This window comes from Methylorubrum extorquens (assembly GCF_024169925.1).
GTDB lineage: Bacteria > Pseudomonadota > Alphaproteobacteria > Rhizobiales > Beijerinckiaceae > Methylobacterium > Methylobacterium extorquens_A.
The window spans coordinates 1,101,069-1,122,712 of record NZ_JALJXF010000001.1; the positions used below are offsets into that span (position 1 = coordinate 1,101,069).

A 21,644-nucleotide genomic window follows, 5' to 3' on the forward strand; every position below is an offset into this window, starting at 1 on the left:
CGATGGCGCGGCGCGACCAACTGCCGAAGGATCGCGAGAGACCGATGACGCAAACCTTCCCTCTCTCTCCCCGTGCCGGAACGGCACGACTCTGCCTTGCCGGCCTCCTCTCCCTCGCCGTGGGGCTGGGGCCGATGCCGGTGCTCGCCCAGCACGGCCCGGCACAGGGCGACGGGCCTGCCCAAGCACAGGGGAGGGGACCGGGGCAGGGCCAGCCGCGCAAGGCGCCTGAGGGACGCCGCCTGCCGCCGGATGCCACCACCGAGCACAGCATCGACGGGCCGAACGGCCGTGCGCTCGCCTTCACCGCCACCGCCGGCAGCCTCGCGCTGGTGGACGAGGAGGGTAAGCTTCAGTCCGAAATCGCCTTCATCGCCTACACGAAGGCGGGCAAGCCGGAGGAGACCGCTGCCCGGCCGATCACCTTCGGCGTCAATGGCGGACCGGGCGCGGCCTCGGCCTATCTCAACATCGGCGCGATCGGCCCCTGGCGCCTGCCGACCGACGGCGCCTCGATCAGCCCGTCGCAGACGATCGCGCTCCAGCCGAACCCGGCGACCTGGCTCGATTTCACGGATCTGGTCTTTATCGATCCCGTCGGCACCGGCTACAGCCGCGCGGCGGACGGCGACGGCAAGAAGTACTGGAGCGTCGATGCGGATGCCTCGGTGCTTGCAGCCGCCATCGCCCGTTATCTGCGCCAGAACGACCGCCTCGCCTCGCCGAAGTTCTTCGTCGGCGAGAGCTATGGTGGCTTCCGCGGCCCGCTGATCGCGCAGAAGCTGCAGCAGGATGTCGGCGTCGGCCTCTCGGGCCTCGTGCTGCTCTCCCCCGTGCTCGACTTCGCGTGGCTGCAGCCGGCCCGCACCACGCCGTGGGGCTTCGTGACAAAGCTCCCCTCGTTTGCCGCGGCGGCGCTGGAACGCGCGGGCACGACGCCGAGCCGTGAACTCATGAAGGAGGCCGAGACCTACGCGTCCGGCGCATATCTCACCGATCTCCTGAAAGGCCCGTCCGACCGCGAGGCGGTGGCGCGCCTCGCCGAGAAGGTCTCGGCGCTGACCGGCCTCGATCCGGAGACTGTGCGGCGTCAGGCCGGGCGGCTCAGCGCCCACAGCTACCAGCGCGAGATCGGGCGGGACGCCGGCCGAGTGTCTTCCGCCTACGACACCGGCGTGACCGGCTGGGACCCGGACCCGACCGCCCCGCAATCGGGCTTCGAGGATCCGGTGCTCGACGCGCTTCAGGCGCCGCTGACCACCGCCATGGTGCAGCTCTATCAGGGCCGCCTCAACTGGCGTGTCGAGAACATGCGCTACGAGTTGCTCAACGGCGCGGTCAACCGCGGCTGGACCTGGGGCTCGGGCCGATCGGCCCCGGAAGCCATGGGCGCACTGAAGGACGCGCTGGCGCTCGACGGACGGATGCGGGTGCTCGTCGCCCACGGCTTCACCGATCTCGTGACGCCCTACTTCAGCTCGAAGATGCTGCTGGACCAGATGCCGGTCTACGGCTCGCCCGACCGCCTCAAGCTCTCGGTTTATCCCGGCGGCCACATGTTCTACACGCGGCCGGACTCGCGCAACGCCTTCCACGACGACGCCGCCGACCTGTTCGCCCGAGCGCTGGAAACCCGCTCCGACGGCAGCGCGAAGGGCGGGAGCGCATTGGGCGCGACCGTGCCGGAGAAGAGACCGACGCCTTGAGACTGTATTTCGGACTCCTACCCGCCCTGCTGCTGGCGGGCTGCAACACCGCCGAGCGCCGCGAACCGATCCCGCCGCCGCCTCCCCCGAGCGCAGTGCTGCCCGCCGTCCCGACGGCGCCGGCCGCCGCGCTTGGCCCCGTGCTCGACGGCAACGGCGCTTGCACCGGCCCGGCGCCGAGCACGGCCGCCGCCATCGCGACCGGGATCGGCGAGTGCGACCTCGTGCGGCTCAAGGGTCGCCCGCCCACCGACGTGCTGGTCGGCGAGGGCCGCTCCGGCCGCGAGGTGCAGGTGCTCTACACCGAGCCCGGCGCCAAGGAGCTGTACTTCTTCGTGAACAACCGCCTGGATCGTATCGTTCGTTAACGCACGAACCAGTTGGGCCCGCGCTTGCTTCCCCTCGGACCGGGAAGGTGGGACGGGCGATGGCAGATGCGTACCGGTTCGGGATCGAGGAAGAGCTGTTCCTGGCCAGCAGCCGCACCCGGGCGGCGCCCGGCGAGTCGGTCTCGGCCTTCCACAAGGCGGCGCGAACCCGGCTGGAGGGCGTCGAGCGCGAGATGCTCGAAAGCCAGGCCGAGCTCTGCTCCAAGCCCTCGACGAGCTTCAGCGAGACCCACGAGGCCCTGGCCAAGCTCCGCACCGGCCTGTGCGGCATCGGCCGGGAGCACGGCCTGAAGGTCTTCGCCTCCGGCACCCACCCGACCGCGATCTGGACCGACCAGCGCGAGACCGCCAAGCTCCGCTACCGCAAAATGATCGAGACGCTGCAGATGGTGGGCCGGCGCTCCATCGTCTGCGGCCTGCACGTCCATGTCGAGGTGCCCGAGCCCGACCGGCGCATCGACCTCATCAACCGGCTGATGCCGTTCCTGCCGGTGCTGCTCGCGCTCTCCACCTCCTCGCCCTTCTACGAGCGTCACCGCACCGGGCTCGCCGGCTACCGCCTGCGGGCCTATGCCGAATTGCCGCGCACCGGCCTGCCGGAACTGTTCGATGGGGCCGACGACTTCGAGCGCTACGTGCGGGTGATGACGCGGGCGGGTGCCGTGGAGGACGCGACCTATTTCTGGTGGCACATCCGCCCGTCGATCCGTTACCCGACCCTCGAATTGCGGGTCGCCGACAGCTGCACCCGGCTCAAGGACACGCTGGCCATCGCCGCGCTCTACCGATGCCTCGTGCGGCTCTGCGTGCGCCGGCCGGAATTGAACGCCCGGCCGACGGGCGCCTCGCGGGGCTTCGTGATGGAGAACCTATGGCGGGCGCAGCGCGACGGCGTTCACGCCGCCCTGATCGATGAGGCTGCGGAGGAGGCGGTGCCGGTGCGCCGTCTCGTCGAGCGCCTGCTCGACCTCGTGGCGGAGGATGCGGCGGCTCTGGGCTGCAACGCGCAGGTCGCACACGCCCTCACCATCACCGAATGCGGCTCCAGCGCCGACGGGCAGATCCGGGCCTACGAGGCGTCGCTCGCCGCGGGCGGCAGCGAGCGCAAGGCGTTGTCCTGCGTCATCGATTGGCTCGCCCGCGAGACCGCGAACTGCGAGGCGTGACGGCTCCCGCCCGGCTCCGACAGGAACATCGAACGCCCGCTCCGGTTGCTCCGACAGATCCGATTCAGTCCTAGGAGATTTCCATGAGAACGACGCTCACCGCCGCCGCCTGCCTGCTCCTGCTGGGCGCGGCGGGGATGCCGGCCCATGCCCAATCGGTCGGCGAGAAGACCGGCGTGAACTCGCTGATCGGCGTCGCCCCCACGGCTCAGGACTTCGTCACGCAAGCCGTGATCAGCGACATGTTCGAGAAGCAGACCAGCCAGCTCGCGCTCGAAAAGGCCGACGAGAAGACCAAGGCCTATGCCAAGAAGATGATCGACGACCACAAGATGACGTCGGACGAGCTGACGACCGTGGTCAAGACCGGCGATATGAAGCTCACCATGCCGACCGCCCTGGATTCGAGCCATCAGAGCAAGCTCGACAAGCTCAAGAGCCTGAGCGGCGAAGACTTCACCAAGCAGTATCATGACGATCAGGTCACGGCGCACAAGAACGCCACCGACCTCTACAAGCGCTACGCCGAGGGCGGCGACAATGCGGCGCTCAAGGCCTACGCCATCAAGACGAAGCCGCATCTCGACGAGCACCTGAAGATGGCTCAGGACCTCGACAACAAGAAGTAGTTCTTTATGCGTTTCGGGCGGCGTTCTTCTGTAAGCGCCGCCCGGTTTCAAGCGCGATCGTTCGTTTCTTCTACTCGGCCTTTGCTGCGAACGCCGCGGCCTTTGCGCGGATCACTTCCGCCGCCCGGTCGATGCCTGCGCGATCCACGTCGAGATTGGCGGTCGCGCGGATCTGATGCGCTCCGATCGCCCGCACCCGCACCCCGTCTTCGAGACAGGCGTTCGCGAAGGTCGAGGCGGTGATGCCCAAGGCGTCCACCGTGAAGCACAGGATGTTCGACTGCCCCGCCGTTGGGTCGAAACCCAAGCCCGGCACGTCGGCGATGGCCCGGTGCAGCCGGCCGGCGTTGGCGTTGTCCTCGGCGAGCTGCGTCATGTGGTGGTCGAGGGCGTAGAGACCCGCCGCCGCCAGAACGCCCGACTGGCGCATCGCGCCGCCGAGCCGGTACTTCCACTGCCACGCCTGCTCGATGAAATCCCGCGTTCCGCACAGGACCGCCCCGACCGGGCAACCGAGGCCCTTGCTGAGATCGATCCAGGCGCTGTCGAAGCCGGCCGCATACTCCGCCGCCGAAAGGCCGGTTGCCACGACCGCGTTGAGCAGGCGCGCCCCGTCGATATGCGCCTTCAGCCCGCGCGCCTGCGCGTAGTCGCGGATCAGGCGCATCTCGCCGATGTCCCAGACCGTACCGCCGGAAAAGCTCGTCGTCTGCTCGACCGAGACCAGCCGTGAGCGCGGCGCCGTCCGCTGCGGAACCCTGATCGCCGCCTCGACCTGGGCCAGGGTGAACAGTCCGACTCGTGTCGGCAGCGCCTTCACCGAGACGCCACCGATCGCGGCGGAGCCTGCGGCCTCGGTGTTGTAGATGTGGGACTGGTCGTCGACGATAATCTCGTCGCCGGGTCGGCAATGGACGAGGATCGACGCGAGGTTGCACATCGTGCCCGACGGCATGAACACCGCCGCCTCTTGACCGAGCATCTCCGCCACGCGCTCGCATAGGGCATTGGTGGTCGGATCGGAATTCGACTGCTCGTCGCCGACCTCTGCCCGCGCCATGGCCTCTCGCATGCCCGGTGTCGGACGCGTCTGGGTGTCGCTGAACAGGTCGATCATGGCGCATCCCTTCCTGGCGACGGGCCCCGTCCGGTGGGCCATGCCGCTACCCTCCGCCGCAACGGGCTTCGACAGCGCCTCTGAATGCATGAAAAATTCAATTCACCGCAAGCCGTCCCGCGTTCCGCACCGACGGTCGGCGTCCGCAGGCCCGGAACTTTCCGTGTGGCTCACGAAGCTGGGAACGGCCACGTATCTCGACAGACGGTAGCCGCAAGTCTAGAAATTGCGACGCGTAGTTTCGCATTTAAAATTCTTTGAGAGCTCGATGAATAGAATTGAGCCCAGTATCGGGATCAGCCGTCGCTACCTTCATGACGAGGTGGCGGATCGGATGCGTGAACTGATCAACGAAGGCGAACTCGAGCCGCGTGCGCGCGTCAACGAGAGCGAGTTGACCGAGCGGTTCGGAATCTCGCGCACGCCGCTGCGCGAGGCGATCAAGATCCTGGCGACCGAAGGACTTCTGGAGCTGCTGCCCAATCGCGGCGCGCGGGTCGCAAGCATCTCACCCGACGAGTTGGAGGAGATGATCGAGGTCATCGCCGGGCTCGAAGCGACCGCCTGCGACCTTGCCTGCCGGACGATCAGCGACGAGGAACTGGCGGAGATCGAGGCGAAGCATCAGGCGATGATGGCGGCGTGGCAGGCCCGCGACGAGGCGATCTACTTCCGTCTGAACCGCGAGATCCACGAAGCGATCATGCTCGCCAGCCGCAACACTAAGTTGCGCAGCCTGTATCTGGGTCTCACCGGCCGGATTCAACGCTCCCGCTACAGCGCCCACCAGACCGAGGCGCAATGGGCCCAGGCGGTCGAGGAGCACAAGCGGATGATCCCGCTGCTCCGCGCCCGCGACGGCGAGGAACTCGCCGCGCTCATGCGCCGGCATATCCGCTCCAAGAAACCGGTGATCGCCGCGATCTACGGCGAAGAGGAGACCTGAGGCGCCGCGATCGAACGGACGCCGGCTCAGCGCCCTTTGAAGTGGGGCGAGCGCTTGCCGAGGAAGGCCTCCATGCCCTCTCGGAAATCCTCGCTCATGTAGGTCATCACGATCAGGTCGTCGCCGGGCCGCTCGCCCTCGGCGGCCTCCGCCGCGCCCTCCTCGCCGATCCGTCGCAGGCCTTCCTTGGTGGCCTGGAGGGTGAGGGGCGCGTGGCTCGCGAGCAGGGTCGCCAGCGCATCCGCGCGGGCCGCGACGGCCGCGGCATCCTCGACCACCTCGTTGACGAGGCCGATCGCCAGAGCCTCCTGCGCCTCGACGAGCCGAGCGGTGAACAGGATGTCCTTCACGCGCGGCGCGCCGATGAGATTCGCCAGCCGCCTCAGTGTGTTCTGCGAGAGGCAGTTGCCGAGCGTGCGGGCGATGGGGATGCCGAAGCGGGCGTCGCGGCTGGCAATGCGCATATCGCAGGCCGCAGCGATGGCCGCGCCGCCGCCGGTGCAGGCTCCGGCGACCGCCGCGATGGTCGGCACCCGCAGGCGCTCCAGGCCGCCGAGCACCCGGTCCATGAAGCGCTCGTAGCCGATCGCATCCTCAGGTTTGCTGAAGCTACGGAACTGGGCGATGTCGGTGCCCGCCGCGAACGCCTTGTCCCCGGCGCCGGTGATGATCATCGCCTTGATCGCGCGGTCCGCCTCGATCCGCTCGCACAGTTCCACCAGCCCGCGATACATCGCGAAGGTCAGCGCGTTGCGCGCCTTCGGCCGGTTGAGGGTGATGCGGGCGATGCCCGCCGCGTCCACCGCGAAGAGCAGTTCGTCGGTCGCAGCGGTCTCGGCGTCAGCGTTCATGGGGCGGTTCCTCGTCAAGCGTCTCAGGCCGTCGTCTCGCGCACGACGCCCCGAGCGATCAAATCGTCGATCGCCGCCCCGTCATAGCCGGCTTGGGCCAAGATGGCGCGGCTGTGCTCGCCGAGCAGCGGCGCGGGGCCATGCACCCGCCCCGGCGTCGCCGAGAATTTGACCGGCAGACCGAGCGTGCTCATCCGCCCGGCGCGGGCATGCTCGACCTCGACCACCATCTCGCGGGCGCGGGCCTGCGGGTCGGCCTGCATCGCGAGCACGTCGAGCACCGGTCCGGCCGGCACGCCGCCGGCTTCCAGCCGCGCGAGCCAGTCGGCGGAGGGCGCGGTGCGGAAATGCGGGGCCAGCGCCTGGGCCAGGGCCGCGCGGTTCGCCATCCGGTCGCGGTTGGCCGAGAAGCGCGGATCGGCGGCGAGATCTTCGGCGCCGAGCACCGCAAGCAGGCGCAGCCAGTTGGTCTGGTTCGCCGCGCCGAGGGTGATCCAACCATCCGCCGTCTCGAACGCCTCGTAGGGCGCGTTCAGCGGATGGGCCGAGCCCATCGGCCCCGGCGCGACGCCGGTCGCCATGGCGATGGCCGATTGCCAGTAGGTGAGGGTGATCCCGGCCTCGAACAGCGAGGTATCGACGACCTGCCCCTCGCCGGTCTTCAGCTTGTGGACATGGGCGGCGAGCACGCCCATCGCCGCCAGGATGCCGGCAGTGATGTCGGTGACCGGCGGACCGCACTTCATCGGCGGCCGGCCCGGCCCCTCGCCGGTGATGCTCATCAGCCCGCTCATGCCCTGCGCCACGAGGTCGAAGCCGGCGCGCTCGGCGTAGGGCCCTGAGCGGCCGAAGCCCGAGAGCGAGCAGTAGATCAGTCCCGGAAACTCCGCGCTGAGGACGTCGTAACCGAGGCCAAGGCGCTCCATCGTGCCGGCGCGGTAGTTCTCGATCAGCACATCGGTATCTGCGAGCAGGCGACGCAGCACCGCCTTGCCTTCCCCGCTCTTGAGGTCGAGGGCGATCCCGCGCTTGCCGCGGTTCATCATCATGTAGGCGGCGCTCTCGCCCTCGATCGCCGGCGGCACCGAGCGGCGGGTGTCATCACCGCCATCGATCTTCTCGACCTTGATGACCTCGGCGCCCATGTCGCCGAGCATCAACCCGCAGACCGGTCCGGCCATGATGTGGGCGAGTTCGATGACCTTCACGCCGGCCAGCGGGCCGGACTTCGCGGCTTCCGTCATCGACCGCGCCTCAGTCGTGCCGCCGGGTCGAGGCACACGCACGACGCGAATTGGAAGCTGGCCGAGAGCCCATCACCTCAATCCTCCCAACGACGGCCGACCTTCCCTCCCGTGCAGCGATAGAGCCGCGTGAGAGGCAATGATGACCCGCATTTTGAATTGATTTTATGGCCCCGATCGCCGGCGAGGCAACCTATTTTGAATGCGGTTTCTCGCACAAGGGCGAAACAACGGGCGTGTTCGATGCGCGCGATGGAACGCGCGAGCCGGCTCCTGGTTGTCGGCGAAAGCGTGGCCGTCGGAATGTCTCCCTTTCGGCCCTATGGAGCGGAGGGATCGATGCGCGGGTTGAGCACGGCACTGGGACTTGCGGCGGCCCTCGCCGTGACGGCAGCGAGCATCGCTCCGACAGAGGCGTCCTGCGCCCGCCGCATCATCAACAAATCCGGCTACATCGCCCTCGTCAGCCGCGACGGCGGACCATGGGTCGCGGTGCAGCCGAACCGCTCGCAGACGATCCAGTATTATCAATCCGGCCGCATCGACGTGGCCTTGACCTGCGGTCCCGGCGCCCTGCCGGAGCAGGCCGCCTATCGGGCGAGCTACAGCACCGTTGCCGTCATCGACCGCTGCTACATCCGCTTCAGCGACGGCTTCTTCGAGGAGCAGCTCGGCGGCGGCTTCATCGGCCGGAAGGATCCGGGCCCGCTTGCCCTCAACAATCCGCGCCAGGGCGACCTCGTGGTCGGCCCGCAGGCCGGCGCCTGCCCGTCTATGGAGCGTGGGGCGATCACCGCCCGCTATTAGCCTTGCAGCCGGGCGCGTGTTAACCCGCGCGCCCCGTCGTCAGCGACGACGCGCCGAGACGAGATTCATGCGCTCGATCATTCCCCTAGCCGGAGCCATCGCCCTCGCCATGACCAGTGCCGCTTCCGCCGCCCAGCCCGTCACGCTGCCCTCGGGCCTCAGCTACACCGACGAGGTGGTCGGCACCGGCCCCGAGCCGAAGACCGGCCAGCAGGTCACCGTCCACTATACCGGCTGGCTCGATGAGGGCGGCGGCAAGCGTGGCAAGAAGTTCGATTCGTCGCGCGATCGCGGCCAGCCCTTCTCGTTCACCATCGGCGCGGGCCAGGTGATCCGCGGCTGGGACGAGGGCGTTGCCACGATGAAGGCCGGCGGCCGCCGCATCCTCACGATTCCGCCGGATCTCGGCTACGGCGCCCGCGGCGCCGGCGGCGTGATCCCGCCGAACGCCACGCTCATCTTCGACGTCGAGCTGATCGGCTCGCGCTGATCGTCGATTTCCGTCCGGCGCCCTCGCGGGCGCCGGATCGCCTTCGTGGCGGTCTCAGATCAGCTTGTGCTCGCGCGCCAGCGCCAGGAGATCGCGCTGCGGCCGCGCGCCGATATGCTCGATGACCTCGGCCGCCGCGAGCGCGCCGAGACGGGCCGAGGCCACGTAGTCGATGCCGCGGGTGTAGCCCGCGAGGAAGCCCGCCGCGAACAGGTCGCCGGCCCCGGTGGTGTCGATGACCTCGCGCACCGGGAAGGCATCCACCGCCCGCACCTCGCCCCCGCGCACCACCAGCGCGCCCTGGGACGAGCGGGTGACGAGGCCGAGCAGATGCGTGCCCTGGCCGCCGCGCTCCTCGCGCAGAGCCGCAACGGCGGCGTCCGGATCGTCGGTCTGATAGAGGCTCTGCAACTCACCGATGTTGGCGAACAGGATGTCGATGCTGCCGTTGCGGATCAGTTCGAGGAATTCCTCGCGGTAGCGGCCGACGCAGAACGCGTCCGACAGGGTCAGCGCCACGGCGTTGCCGGCGGAATGCGCGACCTTCACCGCCTTGCGGAACGCGTCCTTGGCAGCCGGCGGATCCCACAGGTAACCTTCGAGATAGGTGACGCGGGCCGAGCGCACGATCGCCTCGTCCACGTCGTCGGGGGAGAGGCCCTGGCAGGCGCCGAGATAGGTGTTCATGGTGCGCTCGCCGTCGGGCGTCACCAGGATGAAGCAGCGGGCAGTGGCCGGGCCCTCGGTCGCGGGGGGCACGTCGAAGCGCACGCCGGTCGCCTTCAGGTCGTGGCTGAACAGGCGGCCAAGTTCGTCCTCGTGCACCTTGCCGACGAAGCCGGTCTTGGCACCGAGCAGAGCGGCGCCGACGGCGGTGTTGGCACCCGAACCGCCGGAGACGACGGTCGCCGGGCCCATCACCTCGAAGAGGGTCTCGGCCCGCGGCTCGTCGATGAGCTGCATTGCGCCCTTCGCGACCCCTTGCTTGACGAGGAAGTCCTCGTCGGCGTGGGCGATGAGATCGACGATGGCGTTGCCGAGGACGAGGAGGTCGAGGGATTGGGACATCGGGCCGTCCGGTCTCGCGTGACAGATGGGCCGGGCCTGTCGCACCCCGCTCGGCAAGCGTCAAGCAAAGGCCGGCTCAAGGCTCCGCGACCAGGGCCGCGACGGGAAGGGTGAGGCCGGGCGGATCGAGCGAGAGATCACCCGAGGCGGCGATGCCGTCCCTTGGCCAAGTCGATGAACTCAGTAACCGTCATCACTGCTGCAGCGCCTTCACCTCGCACTGCGCGTAATCCGAACTCGCTTTGACGTAAGCATTGAGCCGCTGGACGTAAGCCCCTGCGATCGATTGGAAAGCCTGAGCCTGGGCGTTGTAGGCCTTGATCGCGTCGTTGTAGCTGTAAGCCTCCCAGCCGGGGCAGCCGTCCTTCTTGTCGAGGCAGGCGGGCTTTTCGGGAAGCTTCGGCTTTTCCGGCCGTGCCTCCGCGGGCGGAGGCGTCGGCGGCGTGCAGGGGGCGGCGAGCGCCGGTCCCGCGAGGCCGGCAAGCGCCAGTGCCGTGATGATGCGTCCTGCCATGGTCCGTCCCCGAGCCGTCGTTTCGAGGGTTCTGACGGTCGAGTTGTGGCGGGAATGGGGTCGCGTTAACGCACGGTCGCGCGAGATGCGGTAAACGCAGCTCATGCCGAGCACGCCCCTCTCCGCCGACGTCGAAGCCTTGAGCGAGGATGCCGCCCAGGCGCGCCATGTCGAGCTGTCGCGGGCGATCGAGCGGGCGAACGATCTTTACTACAATGAGGATGCGCCCGAACTCACGGACGCCGAGTACGACACCCTGCGCATGGAGCTGGAGGCGATCGAGGCGCATTTTCCCGCGCTGAGTGGCACCACCGAGGCGAGCGCGGGCGTCGGCGCCAAGCCTTCGGAGAAGTTCGCCAAGGTCCGCCACGCGGTGCCGATGCTGTCGCTCGGCAACGCCTTCGCCGACGAGGATGTCGAGGAATTCGTCGCCCGCGTGCGCCGCTTCCTGAACCTCGCGACCGAGGAGCCTCTGGCCTTCACCGCCGAACCGAAGATCGACGGCCTGTCGTTGTCGCTGCGTTACGAGGCGGGCCGGCTCGTCACCGCGGCGACACGGGGCGACGGCGAGGTTGGCGAGAACGTCACCGCCAACGCGCTGACGGTGAACGACATCCCTGAAACGCTCTCTGGCGAGGGCATCCCCGAGGTGCTGGAGGTGCGCGGCGAGGTCTATCTCTCGCACGAGGATTTCGCCGCCATCAACGCGCGCCAGGAGGCGGCGGGCAAACCGCTCTTCGCCAATCCGCGCAACGCCGCCGCCGGCTCGCTGCGCCAGCTCGATCCGGCGATCACCGCGTCGCGCCCCTTGCGCTTCTTCGCCTATGCCTGGGGCGAGGTCTCCGAGCCCTTCGCCGACACGCAATCGGCGGTGCTGGAGCGGTTCCGAGGCTGGGGCCTACCGGTGAACCCGCGGACCAAGCTGTGCCGCTCGGCCGAAGAGATGATCGCGCATTACCGCGCCATCGAGGCCGAGCGGGCGGGGCTCGGCTACGACATCGACGGCGTCGTCTACAAGGTAGACGACCTCGGCTTCCAGCGCCGGCTCGGCTTCGTCAGCCGGGCACCGCGCTGGGCGCTGGCGCACAAATTCGCGGCGCAGGAAGCGATCACCGAACTTCTGGCCATCGACATCAATGTCGGCCGCACCGGCTCACTCAACCCGCTGGCGCGCCTCAAGCCCGTCACTGTCGGCGGCGTCGTGGTCTCGAACGCGACGCTGCACAACGAGGGCTACGTGCAAGGCGTCGGCGCCGACGGTGACCCGATCCGCGAGGGCCGCGACATCCGCGTCGGCGACACGGTGATCGTGGTGCGCGCAGGCGACGTCATCCCGAAGGTGCGGGACGTGGTGCTCGACAAGCGCCCGGCCGATGCGGTGCCCTACGTCTTCCCGGACACCTGCCCGGCCTGCGGCAGCCGGGCCGTGCGCGAACTCAACCCACGCACGAAGAAGATCGACGCGATCCGCCGTTGCACCGGGGGGCTGATCTGCCCGGCGCAGGGGGTGGAGCGGCTCAAGCACTTCGTCTCGCGCAATGGCTTCGACCTCGAAGGCTTCGGGCAGACCTATATCGAGGTGCTGTTCGAAGCCGGCCTCGTGAAGCAGCCCGCCGATCTGTTCCGCCTGCCATTCGAGCCCCTGAAGGCCGCGATCGTCGCCCGGCGCGAGGCGCTGTCTGCGCAACGCCGCGCCGAGGGCGAGCCGGCGCCGAAGAAGCCGACCAAGAAGAAGGGCGAGGAGGAGGACAAGGCGATCAAAAATCTGCTCGCCTCGCTCGACGCACGCCGAACAATCCCGCTCAACCGCTTCCTGTTCGCGCTCGGCATCCCGCAGATCGGCGAATCGACGGCGAAGGCGCTGGCCAAGCGCTTCCCCGACATGCCCGCCCTGATGGCGGCGATCGAGACGGCGACGCGGGAGCAGGCCGGCCAGGACTGGCTCGAACTCTCGGCACTCCCGCGGATCGGCCCCGGCACCCGCGACCGGCTGTTCGAAACACTCGATCCGTTGCCCGGCGAGGCGATGCAGGATTTGCCCCTCGGTGCGCGCCTGCGCGGGCGGCTCACGCCCAGCCAGCGCGAGGCGGTGCTCGCCCATTACGGCAGCGAGGAGGCTACGGACGCGGCGCTGGAGCGGGCCGCCTCGCAGCGGCCCGGTGACGCTTACCGGCTGTTCGCCGATGACGGCGAGATCGGTCCCGTGGCGACGGATTCATTGATTCAGTTCTTCTCCGAGCCGCACAACGACGCGGCGGTGCGGGCGCTGCTCGAAGAGGTGGGAACCGAGCCGCTCGCCGCCACGGCCTCGGCAGCGGCGTTTGCCGGCAAGACCGTGGTGTTCACCGGCACCCTCGAAAAGATGACCCGCAGCGAGGCCAAGGCCACCGCCGAGCGCCTCGGCGCCAAGGTCTCGGGTTCGGTCTCGGCCAAGACCGACCTCGTGGTCGCCGGCCCCGGCGCCGGCTCGAAACTCAAGGACGCCGAGCGCCACGGGGTGAAGGTAATCTCGGAGGACGATTGGCTGGCGATGCTGGCGGAGGCGTGAGGCACTTGCCCTTGGGCCGGCAATGACTTTGTCATACACTGGGCCGATCGCTCTCGAAGCACTGGCAAGTGTCATGCGAAGCAGCAAGCCCGTCACCGTCACCCTCGGCGAGATGCAGGATCGAGTAGAGGCCCGCATCCGCTCCGGCACATACGCCTCGGTCAGCGAGGTGGTTCGCGCAGGGCTACGTGCCCTGGAACGCGAGGAAGCAGCCATCGAAACCGTCCTGCATCGGAAGGTGCAGGAGGCACTGGACGATCCTAGCCAACCGCTCCCGGCCGATCAGGTGTTTGCGGAACTGCGCGCCCATCACGCGGGGCGTCGGAAGGCCGACAAGGATGACGTGTGAACTCACCTTCCACCGGCTTGCCAGGGCCGACCTGTTTGGCATCTACGACTACATCGACGAACGAAGCGGCTCAGCTCGCGCCAGCAGCTTTCTCGACCGGATCGAGGCCGCATGCCGGGGTCTAACGGAATTTCCTGAGAAAGGCTCGCCGCATGACGATATCTCCGCCGGCCTGCGCACCTGGGCGATGGAGCGCCGTATTCTGATCGTCTATCGGGGGACCCGTGAGCGGGTCGAAGTCCTGCGCGTGCTCTATGGCGGCCGAGACTTCAGAGCAGACGAAATCCCGAATTGAGGGTGGCTGCCGAGTCGCCGATATGCCCTCTTTCTTCCGATGAGAAATGCCTGCCGAGCCTTGACCCCGCGCGCCCCGCGGCGCAATCGGGGCCCCGGATCAGCCGGCCGGGCGGCCGCTCCGTCGTCAGACGGGGAGGAAAGTCCGGGCTCCATGGAGAGACGGTGCCGGATAACCTCCGGCGGGGGCGACCCTAGGGACAGTGCCACAGAGAGCAGACCGCCTTGCTTGGGCTCGTCCTTCGCAAGGTCAGGGTGAAAGGGTGCGGTAAGAGCGCACCGCGGACGCGGCAACGCGGACGGCACGGCAAACCCCACCGGGAGCAAAACCGAATAGGGGCGACACGCCTTTCCCGCGAGGGGAGGGCAGGCCCTCTCTCCAGGCTCGTCGCCCGGGTTGGTTGCTCGAGGCGGCCGGTAACGGACGTCCCAGAGGAATGGCTGCCACGTCCGTGAGTTCATCTCACGGGCCCTACAGAACCCGGCTTACAGGCCGGCTGATCCACCCGATCCGACCGACGCGTGCGGTCCTGGTTCCGTCGGGGCAAGTGCGTCCTGAGTTTCGCGAATTCCGCCGCAGCGCATCGGACGCCCGTGGAGAGAGTTGCCGCGGCGCCGCTTGGTAAACCTCAAGAAAACGACCCCGTTATTGACGCTCGGTTAACCTTGATGCGGTCAGATCAGAGCTGCCTGCATGGTCAAGCTCGTTGACGCGTTTCGAGGGCCCATGTTACCCCGCGCCATCCCGTTGACGCCCTGTTCTGGATCGGCCAACACTCGCTCAGGTTGCCTCGCGGGACTGCGCGCGCATGGCCGGAGCCGCTCGCGGTTCGGCGTCGCCCCATCTGATCGGGCCGCCCTGCGGTCCGTCCACTCTGCAGGCTCCCATGATGCATCCCTCGCCGGGTCGCGCCCGAGCTGTCTCCGGACTCCGCGAGAGCGCCGCGGGGCAATGCCGATGAGCCGGGCGCCGCGCACGGCAAGGCCCGAGATGCCGAAGGGCGAGCAGGCTCGCCACGTTCCCGTCCTGCTCGCCGAAGTTCTCGCCGCGCTCTCCCTCGACCGGCCGGGCCTGGCCGTGGACGGCACCTTCGGTGCGGGCGGCTACACCCGCGCGCTGCTCGAGGCCGGGCCGGAGGTGCGCGTGATCGCCATCGACCGCGATCCCAGCGCGATCCGGGGCGGAGCGGATCTCGTGAATGCCTCCGGGGGCCGACTGCGACTGGTCCAAGGGCGCTTCGGCGATCTCGACACGCTCATTGCCGATCAGGACGAGGCGCAGGCCGATTGGGTCGTGCTCGATATCGGCGTGTCCTCGATGCAGATCGACGAGGCGCAGCGCGGCTTCTCGTTCCGGCAGGACGGGCCGCTCGACATGCGCATGGGCGGGGAGGGCCCCTCGGCAGCCGACCTCGTGAACGGCGAGGAGGAGACCACGCTCGCCGACATCCTCTACCATTTCGGCGAGGAGCGCCGCTCGCGCGCGGTGGCCCGCGCCATCGTCGAGGCGCGGCGCCGCGCCCCGATCGAGACAACGGCGCAGCTTGCCGACCTCATCGCCGGCGTGGTGCGGCCCGAGCCCGGCAGCCCGATCCATCCGGCGACCCGCAGCTTCCAGGGCCTGCGGATCGCGGTGAACGACGAACTCGGCGAATTGGTGCGCGGCCTGCATGCCGCCGAGCGGGTGCTCAAGCCCGGCGGCCGGCTCGCGGTGGTGACGTTCCATTCGCTGGAAGACCGCATCGTCAAGCAGTTCTTCTCCGCCCGCAGCGGCCGGGCGGCGCAGGCCTCCCGGCACGTCCCGGGCGTGGAGCGGCCGGCGCCCAAGAGTTTCAAGCTGGTGACCAAGGGCCCCATCCTGCCCTCGGAAGCCGAGACGGACGTGAACCCGCGGTCGCGCTCGGCCAAGCTGCGCGCCGGCGAGCGGACCGACGCGCCCGCGCCGCCGGTGCTGAGCGCCATCGAAACGCTGGCGAGCCTGCCGGCTCCACAGGGACGGGGGCCACGGCGGTGATCCGGCTTCTCAACGTGCTGGCGATCGTCGGGCTGATCGGCTCGGCGGTCTACGCCTACTCGATCAAATACGACACGCTCTATCAGGCGGGTCAGGTCTCCAAGCTGAAGACCGGACTGCACAGGGAGCGGCAGGCCATCGCGGTGCTGCGCGCCGAGTGGCAACTCCTGACCCGCCCGGACCGGCTCCAGGCGGCGGTCGAGCGGCATCTCACCCTCGAACCGATCGGCAACGGGCATCTCGCCCGCCTCTCCGACCTGCCGAACCGGCCCGACCGCGGTGACGAGATCGGCCGCCTGCTCGCCTCCACGGCGACCCCGACCGTGACCCCGACGGACAAGCCGGGGAGCGTCCGCGACGAGCCGCGCACCACGGGCTCCGTAACCACCCGCACCGTCTCCACCCGCCCGCCCGCGGTTTCGAGGTAGCGTCCCCGTGTCCCACGATCCGTCCCAGGAAGATCCGTCTCAGGGTCTGCAGCACGAGCAGCCGGTCGCGGCCGATGCGGCCGTGCCGGAGCCGGGCCCGGACCGTGTGGTGAGAAGCGAGCCGCCGGCCTCGGCGCTGACGCGGCTCGCCCGGATGATGTTCCGTCTCGCGATCGAACGCTCGCATGCCCGCGTGGCGCTGGTCGGCCTCGCCTTCACGGCGGTCTTCCTTACCATCAGCGTGCGGCTGATCGTGATCGCGGCGACGCCGGCGAGCAACAGCGACGAGCACCGGGTGGCAGCCGCCGCCACCACGGCGATCCGCCCGGACATCATCGACCGCAACGGCGAGATCCTCGCCACCGACATCCGCACCGTCTCGGTCTTCGCCGAGCCGAAGCGGATGGTGCGCACCTTCGACACCGACGAGGCGGTCGAGCTCCTGACCGCGGTGCTGCCGGAGCTGAACGCGGCGGAGCTGCGCGCCAAGCTGTCCTCGAAGAAGGGCTTCGTCTGGATCAAGCGCGAGATCACGCCGAAGCAACAGCTCGAAGTCCACCGCCTCGGCATCCCCGGCGTCGGCTTCCTTCCCGATCACAAGCGCGTCTACCCGAACGGGGTCGCGGCCGCGCACATCATCGGTGCGACCAACCTCGACAATATCGGCATCGCCGGCATCGAGAAGTACATCGACAACCGCGGCAACAAGGCGCTCAACGAGTTCGGCCTCGTGGCCAAGCAGACCGACCTCTCGCCGATCCAGCTGTCCCTCGACCTGCGCGCCCAGTTCGCCCTGCGCGACGAGCTCGTGAAGGGCGTGGAGAAGTTCAAGGCCAAGGCCGGCGCTTCGATGATCCTCGACGTGACCACCGGCGAGGTCGTCGCGCTGGCCTCCTACCCGGATTTCGACCCGAACGAGCCGAAGGACGCGTTGTCGGACGACCGCATCAACCGGATGAATGTCGGCGTCTACGAGATGGGCTCGACCTTCAAGGCGATGACCCTCGCCATGGCGCTCGATTCCGGCAAGTACAACGTCAACTCCACCTTCGACACCCGCGGCGGCGTGCTGCACTGGGGCCGGCAGAAGATCCACGATTACCACGCCACCGGGCGCGTGCTGACCATGCCGGAGGTGTTCACCCACTCCTCCAACATCGGCTCGGCCAAGATGGCGCTCGGCGTCGGCGTGCCCGGCCACCGCGCCTTCCTCAAGAAGATGGGCCTGCTCGACCGGATGCGCACCGAGCTGCCGGAATCGGCCGCGCCGATCCTTCCGCCGCGCTGGGCCGAGATCAACACCATCACCATCGCCTTCGGCCACGGCATCGCGGTGGCGCCGATCCAGGCGGCGGCGGCGGTGGCGGCGATCATCAATGGCGGCGACCTGATGACGCCGACCTTCCTCAAGACCGACGAGCCGACCGCGCGGGGCAAGGCCAGCCACGTGATGAAGCCGGAGGCCAGCGAGGCGATGCGCTTCATCATGCGCCTCAACGCCGTCGAGGGCTCGGCCAAGAAGGCGTCGATCCCGCTCTACTACGTCGGCGGCAAGACCGGCACGGCGGAGAAGGTCATCAACGGGCGCTACGCCAAGAACCGCCTGTTCACGACCTTCATGGCCGCCGCCCCGATGGACAAGCCGAAATACCTGTTCCTGACGATCATGGACGAGCCGCAGGGCCTGCCCGAGACCGGCGGCTACGCCACGGCCGCCTACAATTCCGGCACGGTCACGGGCAAGATCATCGAGCGGGCCGCGCCGATCCTCGGGTTGGCCCCGCGCTTCGATCCGCCGGTGAAGCCGTTCCCGCTGATGGTGAAGCTCGGCGCCTACCATGCGACCATGGTGGACGGGCAGTGACGATGGCCTGTACCCCAGGGCGATCGCCTACAGCGATCACTCTGGGTTTTATGCCAGCCTCAAGCGCCGGCGCCCGCCTCCGCGGGCTCAGGCTTTCGCTCCGCTCGATGCATCTCAGGACCGAAGTCCCGAGATGCCCGCTCCGCGCGACGCTCTTCGCGCCGCGAAGCCGCTCATGCGACTTCGAGTATTGGCCTTTGGCCCATACACAGACGGCCTGACCCGCACGGACGCTTCCGAGGATTGTTTTGCCGATGAGCCAGCCGACGCCTGACGACCGGACTCTTGGCGACCAAACTCTTGGCGCCCTGTTCCCGGAGGCGGACGCCGCCATCGCCGGCCGGCCCGTGTCTGGCCTCACCGCCGACAGCCGTAAGGTCGTACCCGGCGGCGTGTTCGTGGCTGTTCCCGGCACCGCCGCCGACGGCCGCCGCTTTGCCGCCGCCGCCGGATCGGCCGGCGCGGTCGCCGTGGCCGGGGAGGGGACGCGCCCGGACGACCTGGCCGTATCGACGGCCTGGATCGAAGTCGCGGATGCCCGCCGGGCGCTGGCGCTCGCCGCCGCCCGCCTGTCCGGGCGCCAACCGGAGACCGTGGTGGCGGTCACCGGCACCAGCGGCAAAAGTTCGGTCGCCGACTTCGTGCGGCAGATCCTGTCACGCCTCGGCCGGGACTCGGCGAGCCTCGGCACCGTCGGCATCGTCACGAACCGGGGCGCGGAATACGGCTCGCTGACGACGCCCGACCCCGTCACGCTGCACGAGACCCTGGCGCGTCTGGCCGAGGAGGGCATCACCGATCTGGCGATGGAGGCCTCCTCCCACGGCATCGAGCAGCGCCGTCTCGACGGGGTGGAACTGACGGCCGCGGCCTTCACCAATCTCGGCCGCGACCACCTCGATTATCACCCCACCATCGAGGACTATCTGGAAGCCAAGCTCCGCCTGTTCACGACGCTGCTGCCGAAGGGCCGCCCGGCCATCGTCAACGCCGACGGCGCCTATGCCGAGCGCGTCGTCGGCGTCGCCGATGCCGCCGGCCATGCCATCCGCACCACGGGGCGCGGCGGCGAATTCATCCGCCTCGTCGAGGCCGGGACGGAGGGTTTTGCGCAGAGCCTGACGCTCGCCCATGACGGTCGGGAGTACCGCGTGCGCCTGCCGCTCGTCGGCGGCTTCCAGGTGGAGAACGCCCTCGTCGCGGCGGGCCTCGCCCTGGCGACGGCGGCGGGGGCCGCCGATCCGGCCGGCGTCTTCGCCGCGCTCGAAGGGCTCACCGGCGTGCCGGGCCGCATGGAGCGGATCGGCGAGGCGAAGGGCGGGCTCTGCCTCGTCGATTACGCCCATAAGCCGGAGGCGCTGGAACACGTCTTGAGCGCGCTCCGCCCCTTTGCCAGCGGGCGCCTCGTCGTCGTGTTCGGCTGCGGCGGCAACCGCGACGCCGGCAAGCGGCCGATCATGGGCGCCATCGCCGCGCGCCTCGCGGATCGGGTCATCGTCACCGACGACAACCCCCGCAACGAGGAGCCCGCTGCCATTCGCGCCGCCATCCTCGCCGCGGCACCGGGCGCGGAGGAGATCGGCGACCGGGCCGAGGCGATCCGCGCGGGCGTGCGGGACTTGGCGCCCGGCGACGTGCTGGTGGTGGCCGGCAAAGGTCATGAAACCGGCCAGATCGTCGGGCCACGTGTGCTCCCGTTCTCGGATCACGACACCCTGCGCGCCGCGATCGCGGAGTTGAACGGATGACCGACGCCCCCCTCTGGACCCCTGCCGCCCTGGAGGCGGCCACCGGCGGGCGCCTGATCGGCGCGGCGCGCGCCATCACCGGCGCCTCGATCGACACCCGCAGCCTGGAGCCCGGCGACCTGTTCTTCGCCATCCGCGGCGAGGCGCGGGACGGGCACGACTTCGTGCGCGCTGCCCTGGACAAGGGCGCCGGCGCGGCGGTGGTCGCGGAAGCGCGTGCTAAGGAATTCGAGGGCGTCGGCCCGGTGCTCGCCGTCCCGGGCGAGGGCGAGGATCCGGTGCTGGAGGCGATGCGTCGCCTGGGCCTCGCCGCCCGCGCCCGCACGGGAGCGGCGATCGTCGCCGTGACCGGCTCCGTCGGCAAGACCGGCACCAAGGAAGCCCTGCGCCACGTGCTCTCGACGCAAGGCGCCACGCACGCCTCGGTCGCCTCCTACAACAACCACTGGGGCGTGCCGCTGACGCTGGCGCGGATGCCGGAGGCCAGCCGCTTCGGCGTGTTCGAGATCGGCATGAACCACGGCGCCGAGATCCTGCCGCTGACCGCCATGGTGCGGCCGGACGTAGCGCTGATCACCACGGTCGAGCCGGTGCATATCGAGCATTTCCGCTCGCTCTCCGCCATCGCCGACGCCAAGGGCGAGATCTTTTCCGGGTTGAAGCCCGGCGGCATCGCCGTGATCAACCGCGACAACCCGAACTACGAGCGGCTGCTCGCCCACGCGCACGCCTCGCGGGCGGGCCGTGTCATCACCTTCGGCGAGCACGCGGCGGCGGATGTGCGCGCCCACCGCATCCTGACCCGGCCCGACGTCTCGGTGGTCGACGCCACCGTGATGGGCGTGCCCCTGACCTACCAGCTCGGCACGCCGGGCCGGCACGTCGCAATGAACTCGCTCGGCGTGCTCGCCTGCATCCACGCGCTGGGCGCCGACCTCGCCCGCGCCGCCCTGTCGCTGGCGAGCCTCAAGCCGCCGGTCGGGCGCGGCGAGCGCACGGCGCTTCGGATCGGAGACGGCGAGGCCTTCCTGATCGACGAGAGCTATAACGCCAACCCCGCCTCGATCCGCGCCGCCCTGGCGACGCTCGCCGGGATCGAGACCGGCGCCAAGGGGCGGCGCATCGCCGTGCTCGGCGACATGAAGGAACTCGGCGCGGCCGGCGAAGCGCTGCACCGCGAGTTGGCGGAAGCGGTCGCCGCGAACGGCATCGATCGCGTCTTCGCCGTCGGCCCGCTGATGGCGCACCTGTTCGAGGCACTGCCGATGCCGGTGCGGGGGACGGCCGCGCCGACCGCCGAGGGTGTCACCGACGCCGTCCTCGCGACCCTGCAGCCGTGCGATGCCGTGATGGTCAAGGGCTCCAACTCCATGCGCATGGTCCGCATTGTCGAAGCGGTCAAAGCCCGCTACGCGGTCGCGCCGGACCCGCGCGAAGCCTCACTGAACGCGGTTCGCTGAGCTTTACTCCAT

At 69.3% G+C, this 21,644-nt stretch carries 20 protein-coding genes and 1 other RNA gene; 16 read left to right on the forward strand and 5 right to left on the reverse strand.

Annotated elements, in window-relative coordinates:
- Positions 1-44: 44 nt before the first annotated feature.
- From J2W78_RS05490 to J2W78_RS05505, 4 genes are all read left to right on the forward strand, one after another.
- A complete protein-coding gene (locus J2W78_RS05490) occupies positions 45-1,706 on the forward strand; it encodes a S10 family peptidase (protein WP_253368701.1) in 1,662 nt (553 codons plus the stop codon).
- Positions 1,703-2,074 (forward strand): hypothetical protein, encoded by a 372-nt coding sequence (locus tag J2W78_RS05495; protein WP_253368703.1) that lies wholly within the window; start codon positions 1,703-1,705, stop codon positions 2,072-2,074. The genes J2W78_RS05490 and J2W78_RS05495 overlap by 4 nt, the downstream gene beginning before the upstream one ends.
- 59 nt (positions 2,075-2,133) lie before the next feature.
- Positions 2,134-3,261: a carboxylate-amine ligase gene (locus J2W78_RS05500; RefSeq protein ID WP_253368705.1), complete on the forward strand. Its 1,128-nt coding sequence runs from the start codon at positions 2,134-2,136 to the stop codon at positions 3,259-3,261.
- A gap of 83 nt (positions 3,262-3,344) precedes the next feature.
- Positions 3,345-3,890 carry a DUF4142 domain-containing protein gene (locus tag J2W78_RS05505; RefSeq protein WP_253368707.1) on the forward strand — a complete coding sequence of 182 codons (546 nt, stop codon included), beginning with the start codon at positions 3,345-3,347 and terminating at the stop codon, positions 3,888-3,890.
- A gap of 70 nt (positions 3,891-3,960) precedes the next feature.
- Here the strand turns inward: J2W78_RS05505 and J2W78_RS05510 are convergent, their stop codons facing one another.
- Positions 3,961-5,007: a threonine aldolase family protein gene (locus J2W78_RS05510; protein ID WP_253368709.1), complete on the reverse strand. Its 1,047-nt coding sequence runs from the start codon at positions 5,005-5,007 to the stop codon at positions 3,961-3,963.
- A gap of 268 nt (positions 5,008-5,275) precedes the next feature.
- Between J2W78_RS05510 and J2W78_RS05515 the strand changes: the two genes are divergently transcribed.
- A complete protein-coding gene (locus J2W78_RS05515; protein ID WP_253368711.1) occupies positions 5,276-5,953 on the forward strand; it encodes a GntR family transcriptional regulator in 678 nt (225 codons plus the stop codon).
- A 26-nt stretch (positions 5,954-5,979) separates the two neighbouring features.
- Here the strand turns inward: J2W78_RS05515 and J2W78_RS05520 are convergent, their stop codons facing one another.
- Together J2W78_RS05520 and J2W78_RS05525 are read right to left on the reverse strand one after the other, a co-directional pair.
- Entirely contained in the window at positions 5,980-6,804 is an 825-nt protein-coding gene (locus tag J2W78_RS05520) for an enoyl-CoA hydratase/isomerase family protein (protein ID WP_253368713.1), read from the reverse strand.
- 23 nt (positions 6,805-6,827) lie between these two features.
- Positions 6,828-8,048, reverse strand: coding sequence for a CaiB/BaiF CoA transferase family protein (locus J2W78_RS05525; RefSeq protein WP_253368715.1), 1,221 nt, complete (start codon positions 8,046-8,048; stop codon positions 6,828-6,830).
- Positions 8,049-8,387: 339 nt separating this feature from the next.
- Here J2W78_RS05525 and J2W78_RS05530 point away from each other — a divergent pair, with 339 nt between their 5' ends.
- Complete coding sequence (locus tag J2W78_RS05530; RefSeq protein ID WP_253368717.1) at positions 8,388-8,855, forward strand: hypothetical protein; 468 nt, start codon at positions 8,388-8,390, stop codon at positions 8,853-8,855.
- A 67-nt stretch (positions 8,856-8,922) separates the two neighbouring features.
- Positions 8,923-9,345: an FKBP-type peptidyl-prolyl cis-trans isomerase gene (locus J2W78_RS05535; protein WP_253368719.1), complete on the forward strand. Its 423-nt coding sequence runs from the start codon at positions 8,923-8,925 to the stop codon at positions 9,343-9,345.
- 54 nt (positions 9,346-9,399) lie between these two features.
- Here the strand turns inward: J2W78_RS05535 and J2W78_RS05540 are convergent, their stop codons facing one another.
- Positions 9,400-10,413, reverse strand: a complete 1,014-nt coding sequence (locus tag J2W78_RS05540; protein WP_253368721.1) for an adenosine kinase — start codon at positions 10,411-10,413, stop codon at positions 9,400-9,402.
- 193 nt (positions 10,414-10,606) lie between these two features.
- Complete coding sequence (locus J2W78_RS05545) at positions 10,607-10,927, reverse strand: hypothetical protein (RefSeq protein WP_253368723.1); 321 nt, start codon at positions 10,925-10,927, stop codon at positions 10,607-10,609.
- Between the two features lie 103 nt (positions 10,928-11,030).
- Between J2W78_RS05545 and ligA the strand changes: the two genes are divergently transcribed.
- From ligA to J2W78_RS05590, 9 genes are all read left to right on the forward strand, one after another.
- A complete protein-coding gene (gene ligA / locus J2W78_RS05550) occupies positions 11,031-13,475 on the forward strand; it encodes an NAD-dependent DNA ligase LigA (protein ID WP_253368725.1) in 2,445 nt (814 codons plus the stop codon).
- A gap of 73 nt (positions 13,476-13,548) precedes the next feature.
- Complete coding sequence (locus J2W78_RS05555; RefSeq protein WP_253368726.1) at positions 13,549-13,824, forward strand: type II toxin-antitoxin system ParD family antitoxin; 276 nt, start codon at positions 13,549-13,551, stop codon at positions 13,822-13,824.
- Positions 13,814-14,119, forward strand: a complete 306-nt coding sequence (locus tag J2W78_RS05560) for a type II toxin-antitoxin system RelE/ParE family toxin (protein WP_253368728.1) — start codon at positions 13,814-13,816, stop codon at positions 14,117-14,119. Before J2W78_RS05555 ends, J2W78_RS05560 begins: the two co-directional genes overlap by 11 nt.
- Before the next feature lie 99 nt (positions 14,120-14,218).
- An RNA gene (gene rnpB, locus J2W78_RS05565) (RNase P RNA component class A) lies at positions 14,219-14,623 on the forward strand.
- 453 nt (positions 14,624-15,076) lie between these two features.
- A complete protein-coding gene (gene rsmH / locus J2W78_RS05570; protein WP_253368730.1) occupies positions 15,077-16,132 on the forward strand; it encodes a 16S rRNA (cytosine(1402)-N(4))-methyltransferase RsmH in 1,056 nt (351 codons plus the stop codon).
- Positions 16,129-16,560 (forward strand): cell division protein FtsL, encoded by a 432-nt coding sequence (ftsL, locus tag J2W78_RS05575; protein ID WP_253368731.1) that lies wholly within the window; start codon positions 16,129-16,131, stop codon positions 16,558-16,560. The genes rsmH and ftsL overlap by 4 nt, the downstream gene beginning before the upstream one ends.
- Positions 16,561-16,567: 7 nt before the next feature.
- Positions 16,568-18,424 (forward strand): peptidoglycan D,D-transpeptidase FtsI family protein, encoded by a 1,857-nt coding sequence (locus tag J2W78_RS05580; RefSeq protein ID WP_253368734.1) that lies wholly within the window; start codon positions 16,568-16,570, stop codon positions 18,422-18,424.
- A gap of 254 nt (positions 18,425-18,678) precedes the next feature.
- Complete coding sequence (locus J2W78_RS05585; protein WP_253368736.1) at positions 18,679-20,172, forward strand: UDP-N-acetylmuramoyl-L-alanyl-D-glutamate--2,6-diaminopimelate ligase; 1,494 nt, start codon at positions 18,679-18,681, stop codon at positions 20,170-20,172.
- Positions 20,169-21,632, forward strand: a complete 1,464-nt coding sequence (locus tag J2W78_RS05590; RefSeq protein ID WP_253368737.1) for a UDP-N-acetylmuramoylalanyl-D-glutamyl-2,6-diaminopimelate--D-alanyl-D-alanine ligase — start codon at positions 20,169-20,171, stop codon at positions 21,630-21,632. The genes J2W78_RS05585 and J2W78_RS05590 overlap by 4 nt, the downstream gene beginning before the upstream one ends.
- Positions 21,633-21,644: the final 12 nt, after the last annotated feature.

Coding starts and splice junctions, on each gene's coding strand:
- J2W78_RS05510 (WP_253368709.1), bottom strand. CDS start 5,007: ATGATCGACCTGTTCAGCGACACCCAGACGCGTCCGACACCGGGCATG.
- J2W78_RS05505 (WP_253368707.1), top strand. CDS start 3,345: ATGAGAACGACGCTCACCGCCGCCGCCTGCCTGCTCCTGCTGGGCGCG.
- J2W78_RS05560 (WP_253368728.1), top strand. CDS start 13,814: ATGACGTGTGAACTCACCTTCCACCGGCTTGCCAGGGCCGACCTGTTT.
- J2W78_RS05540 (WP_253368721.1), bottom strand. CDS start 10,413: ATGTCCCAATCCCTCGACCTCCTCGTCCTCGGCAACGCCATCGTCGAT.
- rsmH (WP_253368730.1), top strand. CDS start 15,077: ATGAGCCGGGCGCCGCGCACGGCAAGGCCCGAGATGCCGAAGGGCGAG.
- J2W78_RS05525 (WP_253368715.1), bottom strand. CDS start 8,048: ATGACGGAAGCCGCGAAGTCCGGCCCGCTGGCCGGCGTGAAGGTCATC.
- J2W78_RS05545 (WP_253368723.1), bottom strand. CDS start 10,927: ATGGCAGGACGCATCATCACGGCACTGGCGCTTGCCGGCCTCGCGGGA.
- J2W78_RS05520 (WP_253368713.1), bottom strand. CDS start 6,804: ATGAACGCTGACGCCGAGACCGCTGCGACCGACGAACTGCTCTTCGCG.
- J2W78_RS05500 (WP_253368705.1), top strand. CDS start 2,134: ATGGCAGATGCGTACCGGTTCGGGATCGAGGAAGAGCTGTTCCTGGCC.
- J2W78_RS05590 (WP_253368737.1), top strand. CDS start 20,169: ATGACCGACGCCCCCCTCTGGACCCCTGCCGCCCTGGAGGCGGCCACC.
- ligA (WP_253368725.1), top strand. CDS start 11,031: ATGCCGAGCACGCCCCTCTCCGCCGACGTCGAAGCCTTGAGCGAGGAT.
- J2W78_RS05555 (WP_253368726.1), top strand. CDS start 13,549: ATGCGAAGCAGCAAGCCCGTCACCGTCACCCTCGGCGAGATGCAGGAT.
- J2W78_RS05515 (WP_253368711.1), top strand. CDS start 5,276: ATGAATAGAATTGAGCCCAGTATCGGGATCAGCCGTCGCTACCTTCAT.
- J2W78_RS05530 (WP_253368717.1), top strand. CDS start 8,388: ATGCGCGGGTTGAGCACGGCACTGGGACTTGCGGCGGCCCTCGCCGTG.
- J2W78_RS05585 (WP_253368736.1), top strand. CDS start 18,679: ATGAGCCAGCCGACGCCTGACGACCGGACTCTTGGCGACCAAACTCTT.
- J2W78_RS05535 (WP_253368719.1), top strand. CDS start 8,923: ATGCGCTCGATCATTCCCCTAGCCGGAGCCATCGCCCTCGCCATGACC.
- J2W78_RS05490 (WP_253368701.1), top strand. CDS start 45: ATGACGCAAACCTTCCCTCTCTCTCCCCGTGCCGGAACGGCACGACTC.